This is a genomic window from Blautia faecis (genome assembly GCF_027662325.1).
GTDB lineage: Bacteria > Bacillota > Clostridia > Lachnospirales > Lachnospiraceae > Blautia_A > Blautia_A faecis.
The window spans coordinates 1-17,708 of record NZ_JAQDKY010000001.1; the positions used below are offsets into that span (position 1 = coordinate 1).

General features: G+C 44.4%; 15 protein-coding genes. All 15 read right to left on the minus strand.

The window, feature by feature from the left end; genetic code table 11:
- Positions 1-12: 12 nt before the first annotated feature.
- A complete protein-coding gene (locus PGQ38_RS00005) occupies positions 13-813 on the minus strand; it encodes a TraX family protein (protein ID WP_270430451.1) in 801 nt (266 codons plus the stop codon).
- Entirely contained in the window at positions 810-3,287 is a 2,478-nt protein-coding gene (locus tag PGQ38_RS00010; RefSeq protein WP_270430453.1) for a transglutaminase family protein, read from the minus strand. Before PGQ38_RS00010 ends, PGQ38_RS00005 begins: the two co-directional genes overlap by 4 nt.
- 183 nt (positions 3,288-3,470) lie before the next feature.
- A complete protein-coding gene (locus PGQ38_RS00015; protein WP_118583724.1) occupies positions 3,471-3,863 on the minus strand; it encodes a DUF6483 family protein in 393 nt (130 codons plus the stop codon).
- Between the two features lie 163 nt (positions 3,864-4,026).
- On the minus strand, positions 4,027-4,635 hold the full coding sequence (locus PGQ38_RS00020; protein WP_195477275.1) for a cytidylate kinase-like family protein: 609 nt from the start codon (positions 4,633-4,635) through the stop codon (positions 4,027-4,029).
- 167 nt (positions 4,636-4,802) lie between these two features.
- Positions 4,803-6,155 carry an ArsB/NhaD family transporter gene (locus PGQ38_RS00025; protein WP_187565172.1) on the minus strand — a complete coding sequence of 451 codons (1,353 nt, stop codon included), beginning with the start codon at positions 6,153-6,155 and terminating at the stop codon, positions 4,803-4,805.
- 217 nt (positions 6,156-6,372) lie between these two features.
- The gene (locus tag PGQ38_RS00030) at positions 6,373-6,774 is read right to left on the minus strand and encodes a hypothetical protein (RefSeq protein WP_195477273.1); all 402 of its coding nucleotides are present in this window, start codon (positions 6,772-6,774) and stop codon (positions 6,373-6,375) included.
- A gap of 236 nt (positions 6,775-7,010) precedes the next feature.
- A complete protein-coding gene (locus PGQ38_RS00035) occupies positions 7,011-7,934 on the minus strand; it encodes a MetQ/NlpA family ABC transporter substrate-binding protein (RefSeq protein ID WP_187565173.1) in 924 nt (307 codons plus the stop codon).
- A 63-nt stretch (positions 7,935-7,997) separates the two neighbouring features.
- Entirely contained in the window at positions 7,998-8,657 is a 660-nt protein-coding gene (locus tag PGQ38_RS00040) for a methionine ABC transporter permease (protein WP_173715778.1), read from the minus strand.
- 2 nt (positions 8,658-8,659) lie between these two features.
- Entirely contained in the window at positions 8,660-9,679 is a 1,020-nt protein-coding gene (locus PGQ38_RS00045; RefSeq protein WP_117849364.1) for a methionine ABC transporter ATP-binding protein, read from the minus strand.
- 451 nt (positions 9,680-10,130) lie between these two features.
- Positions 10,131-11,042, minus strand: a complete 912-nt coding sequence (locus PGQ38_RS00050) for a LysR family transcriptional regulator (protein WP_118583712.1) — start codon at positions 11,040-11,042, stop codon at positions 10,131-10,133.
- Positions 11,039-12,622 carry an AAA family ATPase gene (locus PGQ38_RS00055; RefSeq protein WP_270430456.1) on the minus strand — a complete coding sequence of 528 codons (1,584 nt, stop codon included), beginning with the start codon at positions 12,620-12,622 and terminating at the stop codon, positions 11,039-11,041. The genes PGQ38_RS00050 and PGQ38_RS00055 overlap by 4 nt, the downstream gene beginning before the upstream one ends.
- Positions 12,623-12,941: 319 nt before the next feature.
- A complete protein-coding gene (locus PGQ38_RS00060) occupies positions 12,942-13,274 on the minus strand; it encodes a hypothetical protein (RefSeq protein WP_270430458.1) in 333 nt (110 codons plus the stop codon).
- A gap of 328 nt (positions 13,275-13,602) precedes the next feature.
- Entirely contained in the window at positions 13,603-14,760 is a 1,158-nt protein-coding gene (locus PGQ38_RS00065) for a DUF4317 domain-containing protein (protein ID WP_118583706.1), read from the minus strand.
- A 179-nt stretch (positions 14,761-14,939) separates the two neighbouring features.
- Positions 14,940-15,941, minus strand: a complete 1,002-nt coding sequence (locus PGQ38_RS00070) for an asparaginase (protein WP_118583704.1) — start codon at positions 15,939-15,941, stop codon at positions 14,940-14,942.
- Positions 15,942-16,182: 241 nt separating this feature from the next.
- Positions 16,183-17,517, minus strand: a complete 1,335-nt coding sequence (locus tag PGQ38_RS00075; RefSeq protein WP_270430460.1) for an FKBP-type peptidylprolyl isomerase — start codon at positions 17,515-17,517, stop codon at positions 16,183-16,185.
- Positions 17,518-17,708: the final 191 nt, after the last annotated feature.

Below are 17,708 nucleotides of genomic sequence, written 5' to 3' on the forward strand. Positions count from 1 at the left end.
ACTTTTAATCCACTAAATAGCAATTCTCAATATACCTAATATTAGCAAATGTGCCGGATAAAAAATGTAGAAGAACCACTTAGAAAAGGTTCGATGTTTTTCGGAGCGCTTTCCGTTGTAGAGATAGATGATGCAAAGTGCTGAGAGCGGAATTCCGGCGGTGGCGCCGAGGGACTGGATAACAGCCCTGGCAGGAGTGGTCTGCTCCATGTTTTCTACAAGGTTTAACAGACCAAAGAACAGCATTGCCTTTCTGAAAACCTTCCATAAAAGTTTTTTTCGTTCAGGATTCTGGCCGCCAGCCAGATGGCTTTTCTGATCAGCATTCCGGCCGCCGGCTGACAGCATTTTCCCCTGTGCATCCCGGAGGCCACAGCTTGCGAACCAATAGGTGAAGATAGGGGCAAGAAAGGCCCAGTCGCTGTAGGCGGAGGCAAATACCAGGCCCAAGATGCAGAGTGTCTGCCGGGTTCCTGAAGGGATTTTTTCCATTGCATAGAGAATCAGGAAGCACAGGAAAAGAGTGAATAGCATGTTCATGCTTACGAAACTGATGGTTCCTTCTTCTGTAAATGCAAGACAGAAGGGGATTTCGGAAATCAGGGCAAACAGCAGAAGCCGTTTGCCGTATTTCTCTTTGGAGCGGGTGTAGCCGTAGCCTTCTACCAGGAAGTAGCACATGGTAATAGCGGTAAAATACCCCACGTCCACCATCACCTCAAAAAGGAAGGTACCTGGTTCCAGGAAAACGTTTGCAATATGGTTTAATAGCATGGTAAACATGGCTACGTATTTGATCTGATCCCGGTTCATGCCTCAAAAATCCTCACCAACATATCTGCCATACCCACGGAGTATCCAGCTGCTGCAAAGATACCCTGGCATTGGCCCTCGGTAATGGTCATAAGCGGCAGCTTCCCGGAATCTACGTACATGCGGCGGGCGGTCATTTCCTTGTCCTTGCCGAAATCGTGGAAGTACACCTGAATTTCAGGGAGCAGTTCCAGACATTTCACCAGAGTAGCATTCTTTAAAGATTCTTCGCTGCGAAGGATAAATATAATCTGTTTTTGTATTTTTTCATATTTTTCTTTCAATTCCATTATTTCATTAAGAATGTGCACAGTAGGCTCACGGTCTTCTTCCAGCCAGAAGAGGATGCCTCGTTCAGCTATGCCATTCTCACATTTGGCAGCGTCTCCGCTTATTTTTCCCGTCAATTTGGACACCAGCACCTGATTTCCAGCCCGATCGGTCAGCTTGGAATCCGGAATGGAATGACGGTTGAACATTTCCTCCAGACAATACTCCCGAAGCTCCAGTTCCACCCGCTTCGTCTCATCTTTTTCAATATGAAAATCGTATCTTTTTCCCAGAATGTTTCCATTTGGCAGACGGTTTCCAGTCAGGATCCGGTAATCTCCCGGCATAATATCCAATTCCAGTTTTCCAGCTTCCCACTTGCGGTCGCTGAAATCCAGGGTAAGGTATCCTCTTCCGTCTGTCACCGCAATGGTCCAGTTCTGGAAATAATTCCAGTCCCCTTTTTCCCCGGCGAAGACTGTAAGATGGGATTCCTTCCGGCTCTCTTCCAATACTGCTACAAACCTCATTCCATCCCAATATTCAATAGCTCCATCAGCAGGATTCAGACGTGCCGGGATTCCCAGAGTTCTGGCGATTGCCACGAAAAGCACCTTGTGGGATTTCTCTCCGGCAATTCCAAGCTCCAGTGCTGCACCAGGAGTGGTGTATGCAGTCAGGCGCTCTTTGTCATTGCGGACTGAAATGTTCTCTTCGATCCAGGTCCAGATGCTCTTGGGATCTGCTTCAAAGGCATCCCTCTGCCCCTTGTCAAAATAGCCCAGGATCTTCTTTCTCCACCTGGTAAGAACCTCATTTTCCACGCGGGGATTCCATACATATGGAATGTAAATCTCATCTGGATTAAATTCGCGATAAACCGAGGCCTCCTGATAATGGCCCTCCAGCACTTCTGGAAAAGCATCCCTTCTGTCTTTCTCAGACAAAACAGCCATCATAGGCTCCACTTCCTTCATGGTATGTCCAAAAAGGCAGCGCTTCCACAGCGGCTGGAATTTCTCAATCTTACGTCGGCAGTGTTCTGCCTCAGCGGCAATCCGGCGATTATTCTCTTCTTCCTGTTCTTGGGTAATATTCCAGCTTATTCTGCCGGTATCCTCCGGTGCATTCATGTCAAAATCCACCCAAAGCTCATCTTCATATTCCTCACCAAGAGTACAGGTAAAATGGTCGTCCTCTCTTGTGTCGATTACCTTTTCCCCGTAAGCACCATCATAAACAGCACAGATCAGCAGGCTTCCAAAACCGGTTTCAAAGGAAATACAGCCATTTTTGTCTGCTTCCATTATTGCAATCGGGGAAAATTCCCCATAGTTCATTACCTCAGCCCGTACTTTTGCCCCAGCTGCCGGAGTTCCATCCAGATCTTCCACTGTAATAGTGATCCACCTGGTTTTGGCATATTTCCCAAGAAGATTGACGATCCGGTTCATTCCATCTTTTCCGATCACTTCTTCATCTGGCATAGCACGGTCATACCATCTGGAACCGATCATCATGGCCCTGGATGCTGCATTGGTAAACCAGCTCTTGTCCAGAACAGCTTCTGGCTCGCAAGCTCCCAGATAATGCCAGTCGCCATCGCACCAGACCTCTACCCAGGCGTGGTTGTCATCACAATGGGACCATCTTGGCACATACACCGGTCTTGCAGGGATTCCGGCGCTTCGCATTACATTTACCACAAAGACGGCTTCCTCACCACAGCGGCCTACACCGCTTCTGTAAATTTCCAGTGCGGAGCCGGTACGCATGTCCGTTCCCTGGTACATCACTTCTCCCGCACACCAGTGATTGATTTCCAGTGCAGCTTCCACCATGGTCTTCCCCTGGACCTTATCCTTTATTTTTTCCCAGAAATAGGTACGGCATGGTTTGATTTCTTCATCATTTGTCCGATGAAAAAGCACGTAATTCAGGAAATAAAGCTCTGGATAATTCTTTACATAAGGGGAATTTTCCCAGAGATAAATTCCCTGCTGCACATAATCCAGATAAGTGTCAAAGGTATAGTTTCCCACATCGCTGTAGGGCATATTGCTGTACAGATATTTCATTCCGATCACAATATCAGGACTTAGTGCTTCCATTCTCTTCTTTATTTCTTCCGCTTTTCCTGGCAGTTCCCTGGAAAAATCTTCAAAGTCTTTTTCTATCCGGTCTCTGTTTTTTTCAAGAAACATCTTATAATCTCCTCATCATTTTAAGCGTGATCACAATTTCACTCTAAACGGACATGCCGCCTGTCGGCGACATCTCCATATAGGAAAGCCAGCTGTTCCACGCCTATGGCGCTCCCACTTGGCAAAAATACTTTTGGGAGCAGACTTAATAAAATCGCAGTATTTCATATATCACAAGAGATTCTATTTTATATCAAGCATATTTATAATATTTCCATATCCTGCATCTTCTGCCAGCTGCTGGATCCCATCCCTTATTTCCTCCAGGGAATAGTTGTGCGCTTCCAGAAATTCATCCCCTTTGGATGCAGCATATTCGTAGAAAAACATAGCTTCTGCCAGAGCTTCTTTGTCAGCGTAATCGATCCGGTCAAGAAGTTCGTTCTCTGCCTCGTTGATCTCGCCTCTGTCCACCATGGTTTTCATATGGTAAAGCTTGTCTCCGGAAATCTGGTATTTGGATTCTACCGGCAATTCCACCTGGACATATTTTTTCCCAAGCATGACACTGGCAAGGACACGGGCAATCTCTTTGATCATACGCATAATGTAGTCTTTTTCGTCATCAGTGAACATAAATTTTCCTCCTGGATAAATGAGAGTTCGTGGCTTTAGGGTAGCACCTTCCCAACATCAGAACTATTTCTGACTACTCTTACTGACTACGGTCACAAAAACCACAAAGGTTCCGCCCTGACACCTGTATGCGTCCTGGCAGAACCTTTTGTCATTAAGCTTATTATTTCATTTTTGATATCCTTTTGTCAATATAGGATGAAAGAAATTCAACGCTTCCCTCCACGCCAAGAGTGCTGCTGTTCAGACTCAGATCATAGACGTGCGGCTCAGACCATTTGGTCTTGCAGTGGCTGTCATGATATTTCTTTCTCTTTCTGTCTTTCTCTTTGATGAAACGCTCAGCTTCTTTATCGGTTTTTCCGTAAAGACGGGCTACACGGGCAATTTTCTGATCCATATCTCCAATAATGAAGATGGAAATCAGGCCCTCATAATCCTTCAGGATTGTCTCAGAGCAACGTCCTACAACTACAAAGGATTCTCCTTTTTCAGCCTTTTCCCGAAGAAAATTGAACTGCATCATAGCTACATTGTCTGCCGGAGAACTGCTCATTCCTTTCACTGTACGGTAAAGAAATTTGTTGTGCTTCATCTCATCAAAGATTTCCAGTTCTTCTGGATTTACGTTATGGCTGTCTGCCACCTCGCGTAAAAGATTGTGATCGTATAAAGAAAGTCCATAGCGCTTGGCGATTCGCTCTGCAATTTCATGGCCTGCGCTTCCGAACTCTCGTCCGATGGAAATGATCACCTGTTTTTGTGTTTTCATGGTATCCTCCCTTCTAACCAGAGAAATCCGTCCTTGTTTCACGGATTTTTCCGGATAAAATGCCATTAAAAGCGGGCAAGACCAACTGTCATTTATTCATGGCATGCCAGATCCCTGGCACTGCCTTTTCTCCGATAATTGACAGTTCTGCATTCCCCCTTATGGCATTATAAATATCTTGCATAAATCATCAGCATGGAAACGAGGACAACCAGGATCGTGGCAGGTGCCATTGCCTTGCAGTATTTTCCCCATTTGATCATATGACCGCTCTTGGCTGCTGTTGCGATACCGACTACGTTTGCAGAAGCTCCAATTGGGGTTGCGCTTCCACCGATGTCAGTACCCATTGCAAGAGCCCATGCCAGAATGGAAATATCAATTCCCTGTGCGGCTGCCAGACTGTCAATAACCGGGATCATGGTAGCTGCAAACGGAATATTATCAATAAATGCACTTGCGACAGCAGATACCCAGATAATAATGGCGATCATTACCTTCAGGTTGCCACCGCTGACCTTGCCAATAAATCCGGCCAGGATGGTAAGGATTCCAGTCTGCTCCAGACCACCAACAACTACGAAAAGTCCTACGAAGAACAGCAGTGTCTTGTAATCAACCTTTTTCAGAAGATCCAAAGCATCTTTTCCGGAAGTGATCAGTGTCACTGCTGCGATAAATACACCGATACAGGATACGGTAAGTCCTGTCTGGGAATGTGTTACCAGAAGGACAACAGCGCAGAGGAAGATCACACAGCTGATGGTGAAGCCCTTCTTGCTTACAATTGCTTCTTCCGGATCCGGCAAGGTAGACGGATCAATTTTTCCCGCATTTTCAGTAAGCTCTTTGCGGAAAATAAAGTAGAAATAGATTACAACCAGTACCAGTGCGATCACCGCGATCAGACCTGTGTTTGTCACGAAATCTGCAAAGGAAAATCCAAGTGATGTTCCAATGATAATGTTCGGCGGATCTCCGCACATGGTTGCAGATCCACCAAGGTTGGCGCAGAAAATCTCTGCAAGGATCATTGGTACCGGATTAAATTTCAGCAGCTGTGACAGTTCTACGGTAACCGCTGCAAGGAACAGGATTACGGTGATACTATCGATAAACATAGCAAGTACAAAGGACAGGAGCATAAATGTGATAAAGATCGGGATGATCTGGTATTTAACCAATTTCGCGATCTTCATGCATAACCAGCGGAAAAATCCGGAGTTTGCCATGCCTTCTACCATGATCATCATACCAGCGATGAACACGATAGTTTCCCAGTTGATTCCAGCAGAAGCTTCGCTTGCTTCACCTGCTGTGTGCCAGAATCCCGGTGAAAAAATACTATGTATGTTCAGTGTTTCAATAATTGCTGAGGGGCTGTGCATACAGATTCCAAATACAAGAATCAATGTAAGGAGCGCACATCCCAGCGTAACAATATGTCTTTCCCATACTTCTGTGATGATCAGAATGAACATCGCCAGGAAAATTACTACTGCAAAAATCTGTGCTATCATTTCTTTCCTCCATGACTGTCAAACCATGCCATCCAGATACCGACAGCAATGGCTGCAACAATCATTACTCCTATAAAAATATTAAGTAACATATAGTGTCATACCTCCAATCATATACGTTTGTTTACATGGAAAATAATTGCTCTCCACTGCAATGCTTTGCTCATAATGAAAACAATTGCAGCAATCAGCAATATGAAACAATGGTATATGATCTTCAGTGTTTCTGTCCGTCCTGATGATGGATGTAACAGATGATAAATCGTCTGCCATCAGCATCATTTCTGGTCAGCAGACGTTTCTTTGCTTTATAAAATACGGTATTCGCCAGCAGAACTGCCAGCATGATGAGCACCTGGGTTTCCACGCCTGACCTGTGACGAAGACGCTGGTCCGCCTCCAGCCTTACAGACACCTGCCGAAGTCCTGTCAATTCTTCTGCACTTGTCTGGGTGCTTCTGGAAAGCTCTGGTGAAATCAAAGAAGCTGAGGCCGGTTTCAGATCGTAAACATGCATAATGCTCTTCGCTTCCATGCCTGCAAAAAGCACACACAAAACCGCAACTGCCACACTGAAAAACAGGCAGACAAACCGGTTCGCACATTCGTTTTTTTTCACTTGGCCTCACCTCGATACCTAAAAAATTCGTTTTTATAATAGCAGATTTTATAAGGTTTTTCAACTGTTTTTGCAGAGGGCTGCAGGTCACCCTTTTCCATAATTATGTGCTGTTCTATATATTGGACACTTCTTTTTTTTACAGGCAAAAATCGGACTGAAATGTATCTTTTCCAATGCATTTCAATCCGATTTATAATCACTCTCTTAATAAAATCCTGTTTAATTTTTACAGATTATTCAGCGTCTGTCTCCTCAGCTGCCTCGTCTGCTGTGTCAGCTTCTGCATCTGCGCTCTCGTCAGCATCTGCTGCTTCTGTGTCCTCAGCCTCTGCGTCATCGCTATCCTCGAATGGGATAACGGCTCCGTCATATTTCTCGTTGATGAAGTCTTTGATCTCGTCAGATTTTAATACATCTACAAGAGCTTTGATCTTGTCGCTGTTCTCGTTTCCTTCTTTTACTGCGATTACGTTTACATATGTTTTGGCAGCTTCGGAATCAGAGGTCTCATATGCAAGTGCATCTTTGGATACAGAATAACCAGCCTGAAGTGCATAGTTTCCGTTAAGGACAATGTAAGAAGTCTCTTCTGCAACACGTGCTACCTGCTCAGCTGCAAGCTCAACGATTTCTACGTTGTATGGGTTCTCCTCAATATCGTTTACAGTTGCCTCAAGGCCAGCACCGTCTTTCAGTTTGATAATTCCGTTGTCCTGGAGAAGAAGAAGTGCTCTTGCCTCGTTTGTGGTATCGTTCGGTACTGCGATTGTGTCGCCATCTGCGATATCATCAAGGCTGGACTTTGTTCCAGGATAAATTCCAAAGGGCTCGTAGTGGATTCCGCCTGCATTTACAAGGTGAGTTCCTTTTTCCTCGTTGAAGCTGTTCAGATATGGAATGTGCTGGAAGTAGTTTGCATCGAAATCGCCGCTCTCTACAACTTCGTTTGGCTGTACATAATCATCAAATACCGTTACCTCAAGGTCGTATCCCTCTTCCTCAAGGATCGGTTTTGCTGCTTCAAGGATCTCGGAATGTGGTGTCTCGGATGCTGCTACTGTAATGGTTTTGTCATCATCTGCTGCGAAAACAACGGATGTTCCAACGGTTCCAAGTACTAATGCTCCTGTGAGTGCTGCTGCGATTAATTTTTTCATAATAAAGTTCCTCCTCTTTTTTTAAAAATATATTTAGTTTCTACATTACAATCATTTTTTGATTTATTTTCTTTTATCCAGCTTGTTGGCGATCAACATACCAATAGTCTGGAAAATCTGTACCAGTACTACCAGAAGGATAACTGTCACCAGCATAATGTCTGTCTGCCAGCGGTTGTATCCGTAACGGACTGCAATGTCTCCAAGTCCGCCTCCTCCTACAGTTCCTGCCATTGCGGAGTAACCAAGGATAGTTCCTGTTACAATGGTAGCTCCTGAGATCAGGGATGTTCTTGCTTCTACCAGCATTACCCTAAATACGATCTGAAGGTTGCTTGCTCCCATGGATCTTGCAGCCTCGATAACTCCCGGGTCTACCTCATTTAAGGAAGACTCTACCATTCGTCCGATAAAAGGGATTGCCGCAATGGTAAGGGGTACGATGGTGGCTGTGGTTCCATAGCTTTTTCCTACCAGAAATCTGGTGAATGGAATGAGCAGGATCAACAGGATCAGGAATGGGATGCTTCGGAAAATATTTGCGATCACATCCAGGATCTTATATAGTACTGCATTTGGCCGCAAGCCTTCTTTGTCGGATACTTTCAGCAGGATTCCAAGGGGCATTCCAAATACATATCCGAAGAAGGTGGAAAACAGGGTCATGTATAATGTTTCCCCTACACCTGCGATTATCATATCGGTTACTTGTTTCGTCCACATAATCAGTTCGCCTCCCCTATCTCAAGTCCACGTTCTGTAAGGAATTTCTTCATCTCCGGTACATTGGTGCTGTCGCTCATGAACTGGAGGATCATTTCTCCTTTGGCTACACCGCCTACGTTTTTGGTGTTTGCCTTCAGAATGTTTACAGGTTCGTGGAAGGTTAATATAAGGTTTGCGATTACTGGTTCGAATGCGGAGTTCTCAGAGAATACGATTCGAACGATTTCGCCGTCCTGAATTTCGGACTGGGTAAGCTTTTTGCTTTCTACGTCGTTTCCAGAGTCCTTGCTGATCAGTTCTTTGGCAACCTGTGATTTCGGGTGGCTGAAGATTTCTTCTACAAGGCCTTGTTCTTTTACTTCACCGTCTTTCATAATTGCCACATGAGTACAAATCTCACGGACAACTGACATCTGGTGGGTAATGATCACGATGGTGATTCCAAATTTCTGGTTGATGTCCTGCAAAAGTTCAAGTATGGAGGATGTGGTCTGGGGATCCAGGGCGCTTGTGGCTTCGTCGCAAAGTAAGATCTGCGGATCGGAGGCCAGGGCTCTGGCGATTGCCACTCTTTGTTTCTGTCCACCGGAGAGCTGTGCGGGATAGGCTTTCGCTCTGTCTGCCAGTCCTACGATTTCCAGAAGCTCCAGGGCTTTTGCTCTTGCTTCGGCTTTTTTCTTCCCCTGAATGTACAGTGGGAAGCAGACGTTTTCCAGTACGTTTTTCTGCATGAGCAGGTTGAAATGCTGGAAAATCATTCCTATTTTCTCTCGCTCTTTGCGGAGTTCTTTGGGGGAAAATTCGCTGAGGGATTTTCCGTCTATCAAAACTTTTCCTTCGGATGGTACTTCAAGAAAGTTCATACATCGTACCAGGGTACTTTTTCCTGCACCGGACATTCCGATGATTCCGTAGATATCTCCGGTTTCAATGGAGAGACTTACGTGGTTCAGGGCTTGTACGGAACCGTCTTTGGTTTCGAAGGTTTTGCTCACATCTTGGATTAATATTGAAGACATGTCTTTCCTCTTTCCTTTAAGTGGTGTTTCATCGTCGATATGGTTACTATAACACAATTGGAGTAAAAGTGTTAATTCATAAAAGTTAGGGCTAGTTATAGGGTAAAGCTATAGCTAAAGTGGACGCCAGCGGGGGAGGGATAAATCACGCTCGCCGTCGCAACGTTCTGGTGAGCTAATGACTAACTGCGACTAATGCGCTCGGGAGAGCCCTCTCGCATAAGTCTCCGTAAGTCATGGATCTCACCGCCACTAAGGGCGCTCCTTAAATGGCTCGCTTAGATTTATCCCTCCCCCACTGGCTGTGTACTGGATGTTGGGCAGTTGAGCGCAGCGGACGTTTGGGCGGGAAGGCGCTGCGCTGTTTCCGCCCAAACTGAAAGTGGGGGGGGTGTAGTGGGTGGTTAGGTTCAGCTTTAGTTCCAAATGGAAGTTTATGTAAGTATGTGGATTATCGTAATGCTTTGTCTTTGTATTTGGCAATTTCTTCCAGGTACTTCTGTCCTAACTTACTGATCGTGGTGCCTTTTCTTGCAAGGTAGCCGATGGTCATGACCTCGTCGGAGTCAAGCTTCACGGCGCAGTAGTCGGAGCCGTTTAGTTCTTCGCAGATGATTCCGGAGCAGAGGGTGTAGCCATTGAGGCCTACCATCAGGTTCAGGAGGGTGGCGCGGTCGTTGGCTTTGATAAGGCGTTTGTATTCGTAGGTGCTCAGGACTTCTTCGGCGAAGTAGAAGGAGTTGTAGGTGCCTTGCTCGAAGGAGAGGCAGGGGTACTCGCGAAGGTCTTCCAGGGTGATCAGGTCGCGGTCGGCAAGGGGATGGCCTTTCCACATGTAGACATAGATGCTGCATTCCAGAATTGGGTGGAATTCCAAATTGAACTCGTGGAAAAGTTTCTCAAGGACTTTGTGGTTAAAGTCGTTCAGGTAAAGGATACCGATCTCGCTTTTGAAGTCTTTTACGTCGGTGATGATGTCGTAGGTGCGGGTTTCGTGGACGGCGAATTCGTATTCGTCCATTCCGAACTGCTTCACCATTTCCACGAAAGCATTTACTGCGAAGGTGTAGTGCTGCATGGAAACACTGAATTTCTTCTTGGTATGTTCCTTGGAAACGTATTTGGATTCGATCAGCTCGTACTGCTCTACCACCTGGCGGGCGTAGCCTAAGAATTCCTCGCCTTCAGGGGTTACGGAAATTCCACGGTTGGTCCTGCGAAAAAGCTCCACTCCGATTTCCTCCTCCAGTTCACGGATTGCTGAGGACAAACTGGGCTGTGATATAAAAAGATTCCGGGCAGCTTCATTCATAGAATTGGAATTCGCCACCGTAATCGCGTAACGAAGTTGTGCCAGAGTCATATGGATTCCTCTTTTCTGTATTGTTCTATTTTACAGGTATGCACCTGTGTTTTCTTATCATAATTAATTCCGACTAACAGCAAGTTTCCCTTGTATTCTTCCAGACTGCGACAGTATTCTTTCTCCTTAATTTGCTGGATTGCACCTTCTGCGTTTTTATCCCATTTTAATTCAACTACCAATGCTGGTTTATCTAAGAAGCGCTTTCTTGGAACATAAACAATATCTGCAAAGCCTTTTCCCCCTGAGAGTTCCTGGTGTACTGTGTAAAAATTACGTGCTGCATAAAGTGCAAGCGAAATGGTATAGCTAAGCGCATTTTCGTCATTATATTGGAGATGAGATGTTTCAAAGTGCGCCTGCCTAATGCCCTCTGCGACCTGCTCTTCTCTTCCCTGCCATATGGCTTGCAATGTATCTGCTGAATTTTTTAATGCTTTAGAAACTTCACCCCAATCAGACACAGCAATAGCGCTTACATATTCGGAACGAATCTCCTCATTTGGAATAAAAACTGTTTTATCTGCATAACGATACCCCAGATAGCCCAAGTGAATCAACAGTGTAAGTACATCATCCTCTGTTCTGAAAGTTGTCATATCATTTGTAAAGCTTCTGGTGTTCACTGGTACTGTTTCTCCGGCAATCATACTTAATATATCATCCCGGAGTCCTTCAAAATTCATATCAATATAAATCTGCAATGCCTCAAAAGTCTCTGTCTGATTCCAATAATTTCCCAGTTTTCCAAGGCGCATGCAGCTCACAACCGACTTCGGGCTGTATACAGATTCTACTTCTTCAAAAGAATAACCATCATACCAGTTTTTGATCTCATTAATATCCATCTGATACTTCTGGCAAAGTGCTTCTACTTCTTTTTCTGTAAAACCTACATATTCAGCCAAGGGGCCCGGATCAATCATTGAAAATTCATCGAACATATTCAGTGCACTGTGGGTTCCGTATTTCTTTATTGGCAAAATTCCCGTCATATAGGCAAGATAAATGTATTCTTTATCCTTAAGCAGATCACGCAGAAAATCAAGGTAAATCTCCTGCGCAGCCTTATCATGTTTGAACTCCCGGAAAATACAATCCCACTCGTCAATAATAACTATAAAAGGGCACTCACTTTCTGCAAAAATATCCTGCATAGTTTCCGCCAGATCATTTTCGTCATATAATTCCACATCAGGGTACTGTTTCTTCAATTCGCGGATTACTTTGCCTTCTACTCTCTCCAACAATTCCTTCACATTTGAACTTCTGCTCAAAAATTCCTGCATGTTCAGAAAAATGGTATCGTATTTATTCAAATGTTCCTCAAAGCTTTCATCCTTGGCAATTTCCAAACCGGAAAAGAGTTCTCTGGAATCACAGCCCTTACTGTAATAAGCCGTAAGCATATCTGCTGCCATAGACTTTCCAAAACGCCTTGGTCTGCTGACACATACACAGGACTGCAGCGTATCGACAATACTATTTGTATATTTTATTAATCCTGTTTTATCCACGTAAATATCCGAATTCACCGCTCTTTTGAATTTATTATTCCCCGGATTCAGGTAGATTCCCATAAGACAGCCGTCCTTTCTGCGATTTTGCGTTACCAATAAACAATAACAATTTTCTTCTATATTAACACAGCACTGCGATTTATTCCACTGAGGATTTTTGCCAGTCTTTAATACGAAAAAAGGGTGTATGACTAAAAAAGCCAAACACCACATTTCTATAGCCCGAGAATGGTACACAGCCTGACACCTTTTTGAAAAAAACTTTCAGCCGCATCCCTCCTCTTATTCTGTATAACTATTCCCATTCTCATCCGTCCAGGTTCCGTCGCCGTTGTCAATATAACCAGTACCATTATCATCCATATAGTAATAATCTCCATTAGTTGTTTCTGTAACTGTCACACCGTTTCCATTGGCATCTTGTAATACATGCTGTACTGGCTATGGTATTCCCTGCCGCGCCACCTGTAGTATTACCTGCTGTGCTATTTGCGGTATTACCTGCTGCACCACTTGCAGTATTACCTGCCGTACCAATGGAACTTACAGTATTTGATCCCTTCGTGGATGAAGAAGCCTTTTTATTTGAAGATACTATATTTGCAGCAGAATCAGAGGCAGAATTTCCGGTATTTTCTAAAGTTCCAGCTGAACAACCACTTAATGTCACCGCCGCCATAAGTGCTATCATTTTAACCAGTTTCATTTTCATAGTAAAATCCCCTTTCATTTTCTACTTTTGTAGAAGTTGGTTATATACTACATCTGTAGAAATTAAATGTCAATCACTTTTTCTACAATCGTAGAATTATTTAGGTTTTACTTCTGATATTCTTAATTCCAGATTACGCCCCAAAATCATTCCCACAATTTGCATGCCCCCATTATGAAACCCTCATCCAGGCAAAAACAGGAAGGATGCAACTCGCCAAGAATTGCATCCTTCCTGTTTTAAAACTATTTGTTTTACAACTATTTCTTTTACAACAAGCCTTTTATATTTCATATTCGGCAAAAAAATTTTATCACAACCAAGAATATTACTCAAACTCTTCCTCGGATTCCTCACTGCTCTCCCCGCCCATCCGCACACGGATTCCGTTGATCTCTACGTCTTCCATAGGAATCACCAGACACTTGCGGCCGTCAATGATCCTGGTCTCCACCAGTTCCACTTTATCTGGTTCAACATGGATCACTACATCCGGAGTTTTGATCTCGAATTTACGGGTATTGGTAATATTAGAGGCTACCATGGTGGCTTTTTCACCGGCTACAGCCTCATACTGGTTATCAAAAGTTTCCAGTTTCTCGTCTTCTACACCGCAGTCCTCAAAGAGACGTTTCACCTCAGACTGAGTGAGCACAACCGGGTCTGGGGAATCTTTCTGTGCTTCAATGATCTCGTTCAATTTCTCATGGATTCCAATAACGGTGTCATACTGGCAGTCGTCACCAAGGGTTTCCTCCACCAGCATGTTGAAAGAATCACGCTGTCCGCCTGCGGAAAGCGGTGCTGTACATCCAAACACTTCGTCCACGAAAATGTCATGAAGCTGCTCTGCATTCTTAGAATAGTAGAGCATGCCGTGGATGTCTGTGCTTCTGTCATTAAATAACGGGAAAAGGAAGCCGTTCTCTGGCATTTCCACGATCCAGTCACGGATACGGTCCTGGATCAAATTTGCCTCCGCATTGTAGCAAAGACCTGCTTTAGACAGCTTCACTGGACAGATACTGCAAAGAAGGTGCTCATAAATCTCTTCAGAAGCATCATCCATATCGATTCCATCTGAAGTTCTTCCCGGGATATCGTACACAGCGTGTACCAGGATTATGTAGTAATTTTCCGGATAATCGTAATTTTCAATAATTTTGTCATAAAAGCTCTCGATTAAAGCGTCATCCTTCAGTTTACTGGCGCGGAGCTTCATGAGAAATTCGTGTTTGCCGCCCTCTTTTTCCTCTGCCAGTGGGAATTCCATATTCATCAGGTTCTTTCCAAGAGTACCAGAAAGGGTTTTCTTGAATATTTCAAAATATTTGAACATTTCTTCCTCCGAAAGGGAAAGGAATGCTTCTTTCAGTTCTGTTTTTTTATTCTTTTCAGCATCCACATAGCATCCACAAATTCTGGTAATGTTGCAGTTGGCTGGTGTCAGCTGTTTCTTGATTTCAGAAATTTCTTTTTTGTTCATTTATATATGTCCTCCAGTATTCCAGAAAATATGTTTTCAAAACCGATATCCCATCTCTGATATGAATTTGAGTCTGTTGCCTTGCTCTCCATTCATAAAGATTCTCTGAAAGTATTATCAGCTCTATGATTTCAGCTTTTTTATTTTAGCTTAACACTCCAGAAAATTTCAAGACTTACTTACAGAAACAATAAATCATGATTAATGGTCGTATAAAATAACTCCTTAAACTTCTCCATATCCCGTGTCTGTCCCAGCGCCCACATCATTTTCGTCACAGACGCCTCCAGCGTCATATCATAAGACTCCAGCACCGGGAACCGTTCCTTGATGACTTTTCCAACCTGGTAAACTTCCATGTCACTTCCCTCATGGGTAACCTGGGTCGCCATACACACAGGCTTGCCAGCTTCAATCCAATGCGCGATCGCATCTATAAAATTATCATTTTCGTAATGAGGCAGACCGCCTACACCGAAGGATTCAATGATCAGTCCGGAATAAGATGGAAAAAGAGCATCCAATACTTTCCCGTCAATCCCTGGAATCAGTTTGAGCAGAAAAATCTTCTGATTCATCTCATGATAAAACACCAGTGGCTTGGTGGACTGGTCTTTGTCATCAATATAAAAAATGATCTTCTGATCGTGAATGGATGCAATATCCGGATAATTAATGCTGGAAAAGGCATTGTAGCTTTTGGAAAATTCCTTCTTTGCTCTGGTTCCTGCGATCACTTTTCCCCCAAACACAATGGAAATTCCATGAGCGCGGTCGTGAGAGGCAAAGCGGAGACTGTCCAGAAGATTGGAACGTGCATCTGTAATTGCCAGATCAATAGGTTTCTGTGCACCGGTAATCACGATAGGTCTGCGGTTATTTTGGATCAGATAAGACAAAGCAGCAGCCGTATATGCCATAGTGTCCGTTCCATGGCAAAGCACAAAGCCATCATAAAATTCATATTTGGATTCGATCAGTCTGGCCAGCTTCAGCCAATGGTCTGCGCACACATTGGTACTGTCCAGGGCAAAAGGCTGAACGGTATCAATGGTGCAGAATTCCCGGGCTTCAGGAATATATTCCAACAGCTCATCTGCAGAAATCTGCGGTGCCAGCCCCTCTGCTGTATATTTGGAAGCAATGGTCCCCCCGGTTGCAATAAGAAGTATCTTTTTCATGTTGTCCCCCTGTGTAATTGTTATCCACATGTTCAATCTGCTGTACCTGCATTTTCTCAAACCTTACTTTGTAGCGAAAAGCTTTTTTTCATAAGTATTTTACTTTGTATAGACAAAGGGCCCGCCCGAATCACCCCAGGCAGGCTCTTTTATCATTTTCTCCACTTTATATAATCTCAATTCTTTCAGAAAACATTTTGCAATACATACGATATAACAAGTTTCGGTCTTTATCTCACTTTTAGTTCTCCTCAGTTGTCTCTTCTGCAGTATCCTCTGCGTTCTCCTCAGAATCAGCGCTCTCGCTGCTGTCCTCGGCCTTGCTGTCTGCACTGTTCGCTTCTGCAGTCTCGTCTGTACTGTCAGCGCTGTCTGTAGTATCAGCTTCCTCTGCGCTGTCGCTCTTTGCAGCATCTGTCTCAGCAGTATCAGCATCATCGCTTTCATCTGCTGCCTCGGCATCCTCAGAAGCAGTATCCTCAGTAGCATCTGTTGTATCTGCTGCTGCATCTTCACTTGTATCCGCTGTAGTCTCTTTAATTGTGAAACTGTGCTCATCTGTAATTGTCAAAGTAGAAAGCACCTTATCATTTACAGTAATATCAGCATCATCCAGCCATTTCTGAGTTGTCTCGGAGTAGTATTCGCTGCGCTTGGTGTTCTCAAGGGACTCTTTCTTGGAAGCGGTTGCATCCTCGTCATTTACTTTGTCCATCCGAAGCACGTATACGCTGCTATCAGTCTCAACCAGCTCGCCGTAAACTTCGCCGTCCTTCAGAGTTCTCAGCGCTTCTACAACAGCGTCATCATAAGAATTGGAAATATCCTCATCATCACTGTCATTTGTGAAAATAGTTCCGGTCAGTCCGCTGTAAGTATCATCAACAGCCTTGGCTGTCTCGCCCATGTCTGCTGTCGGATCCTCTTTCATCTTATCCAGGATCTCCTGTGCCTGCTCCTTGCGGGTAGCAATATCATCATCGGTAAGGTCATCTCCACTGATGGAAATACTTACATAGCTGAAAGAAGACTGCTGTGCCTCCTCATCCGTTATGTTAACCTCAGCCTCATTGCGGATCGGATCGTAAATTCTCTGACGGTAAGTCTCAAGCTCCAGAAGAGTCTTAACCTGGTCTTCGGAAACAGCAAGCTCCTTCAGAGTGTCCTCGTCATTGTCCTGCATAAACTGTGCTGCTGCATCTGCAATAGCAGTCTCATCATCAGAAGTAACCTCAACACCGTAATCAGCTGCCTTCTCCTTCATGATGTACATCAGCTCAACCTGCTCCAGGAACTGTCCTACAGCCTGCTCACCGTATGTAGTACCAGCATCCTCATCTACTACCTGGCTCCAGATATTTCCTGCACTTCCCATAAAGCTCTTATACATAGCAACCGTCTGTGCCTGTGACTCACGTGCATACAGACTTACAACACCCATAGGAATGTCTGTGCCATCTACAGTTGCAACGGTCTTCTCTCCATCTATAGACTTACTTCCACATCCGGAAAGCATTCCAATTGCCATTACGCCACTTAATGCCACTACGGTTGTGTTCTTCACGATTTTCTTCATATTGATCACCAATTACCCTTTCACTGATGTGCCGCTTAGTCACCACGCACAGCCAGCATGATTTCCCAATGCGGACACGCTAATAAGAGTATAAAACTTTTTTCCCATGAGGGCAAGTAGAAAGGGGAAAATCTGATAGAATTCACACAATTTTCGCGAATTTCCATCGGATCTTCCCCACCCAGAGACTA

Bases quoted from the DNA above. Each gene is read 5' to 3' on its own strand.
- PGQ38_RS00055 (WP_270430456.1), bottom strand. From the start codon at position 12,622: ATGGGAATCTACCTGAATCCGGGGAATAATAAATTCAAAAGAGCGGTG.
- PGQ38_RS00020 (WP_195477275.1), bottom strand. From the start codon at position 4,635: ATGAAAACACAAAAACAGGTGATCATTTCCATCGGACGAGAGTTCGGA.
- PGQ38_RS00060 (WP_270430458.1), bottom strand. From the start codon at position 13,274: ATGAAAATGAAACTGGTTAAAATGATAGCACTTATGGCGGCGGTGACA.
- PGQ38_RS00045 (WP_117849364.1), bottom strand. From the start codon at position 9,679: ATGTCTTCAATATTAATCCAAGATGTGAGCAAAACCTTCGAAACCAAA.
- PGQ38_RS00015 (WP_118583724.1), bottom strand. From the start codon at position 3,863: ATGTTCACTGATGACGAAAAAGACTACATTATGCGTATGATCAAAGAG.
- PGQ38_RS00010 (WP_270430453.1), bottom strand. From the start codon at position 3,287: ATGTTTCTTGAAAAAAACAGAGACCGGATAGAAAAAGACTTTGAAGAT.
- PGQ38_RS00040 (WP_173715778.1), bottom strand. From the start codon at position 8,657: ATGTGGACGAAACAAGTAACCGATATGATAATCGCAGGTGTAGGGGAA.
- PGQ38_RS00070 (WP_118583704.1), bottom strand. From the start codon at position 15,941: ATGAAAAAGATACTTCTTATTGCAACCGGGGGGACCATTGCTTCCAAA.
- PGQ38_RS00075 (WP_270430460.1), bottom strand. From the start codon at position 17,517: ATGAAGAAAATCGTGAAGAACACAACCGTAGTGGCATTAAGTGGCGTA.
- PGQ38_RS00065 (WP_118583706.1), bottom strand. From the start codon at position 14,760: ATGAACAAAAAAGAAATTTCTGAAATCAAGAAACAGCTGACACCAGCC.
- PGQ38_RS00035 (WP_187565173.1), bottom strand. From the start codon at position 7,934: ATGAAAAAATTAATCGCAGCAGCACTCACAGGAGCATTAGTACTTGGA.
- PGQ38_RS00025 (WP_187565172.1), bottom strand. From the start codon at position 6,155: ATGATAGCACAGATTTTTGCAGTAGTAATTTTCCTGGCGATGTTCATT.
- PGQ38_RS00050 (WP_118583712.1), bottom strand. From the start codon at position 11,042: ATGACTCTGGCACAACTTCGTTACGCGATTACGGTGGCGAATTCCAAT.
- PGQ38_RS00005 (WP_270430451.1), bottom strand. From the start codon at position 813: ATGAACCGGGATCAGATCAAATACGTAGCCATGTTTACCATGCTATTA.